At 55.8% G+C, this 868-nt stretch carries 1 protein-coding gene; it reads left to right on the top strand.

Annotation, left to right across the window (positions count from 1 at the left end):
* Window positions 1-101 precede the first annotated feature (101 nt).
* Window positions 102-856, top strand: a protein-coding gene (locus tag GOB86_RS15585) for an IS5 family transposase (protein ID WP_156477848.1) whose coding sequence is annotated in 2 segments (ribosomal slippage) — window positions 102-432 and window positions 432-856 — 756 coding nt in all. Because the reading frame shifts where the segments join, the coding sequence is not laid out codon by codon here.
* Window positions 857-868 lie beyond the last annotated feature (12 nt).

The raw sequence follows: 868 nt of genomic DNA, 5'->3' as shown, positions 1-868 counted from the left end.
CTACGGCGTGTCGTCAGTTAAGCCCTGAGTATGGTACGTGAGGGTTGTACTTTCCGGCGTCCTGTGCTGACTGTTTTTCTCGCTTTGAGGGAGGCAGACGAATGCGACGCTACGGTTTGCGTGACGACCAATGGGAGCGGATAAAAAACCTTCTCCCCGGTCGTGAAGGTCATGTCGGTGGCACGGCTGCGGACAACCGTCTGTTCGTGGAAGCCGTGCTGTATCGCTATCGCGCCGGCATCCCGTGGCGTGATCTTCCAGCCCGTTTCGGAGACTGGAAAAACGTCCACCGGCGTCTGCGCCGCTGGTGTGAAAGTGGTGTCATCGAAAGGATTTTTCGTCATCTGGCGGCGGATCACGACAATGAATACATGATGATTGACAGCACGATTGTCCGGGCACATCAGCATAGTGCCGGAGCCCTCAAAAAAGGGGCGCGGATCAGGCCATCGGACGATCACGAGGCGGACTGACCACAAAGATCCATGTCATCTGCGATGCCCTGGGCAATCCGGTGGAGATCGACATCACACCGGGTCAGAATGCGGATATCAGCCAGGCGGAACCGATGCTCGAAAACATCGATCCGGACGCCTTCCTCGCCGACAGGGCGTATGACGCGGACAGGTTGATCGACCGGTTGACAGAGCGCGGGATTACTCCGGTTATCCCGCCAAAACGCAACAGAACAACCCAACGGAAAACTGACTTTGCTCTTTACAGGGAGCGTAACCTTGTCGAGCGGTTCTTCAATAAACTCAAGCAGTTTCGCGCTATCGCAACCCGTTACGACAAGCTGAAATCCACCTTCCTCGCAGCCGTGCAGTTCGCTTCAATCATTATCCTGCTTAACTGACGACACGCCGTA

The sequence above is a fragment of the Acetobacter lambici genome (assembly GCF_011516885.1).
In the GTDB taxonomy this organism is placed as follows: Bacteria; Pseudomonadota; Alphaproteobacteria; order Acetobacterales; family Acetobacteraceae; genus Acetobacter; species Acetobacter lambici.
This window is presented reverse-complemented; position numbering and strand designations above follow the sequence as displayed.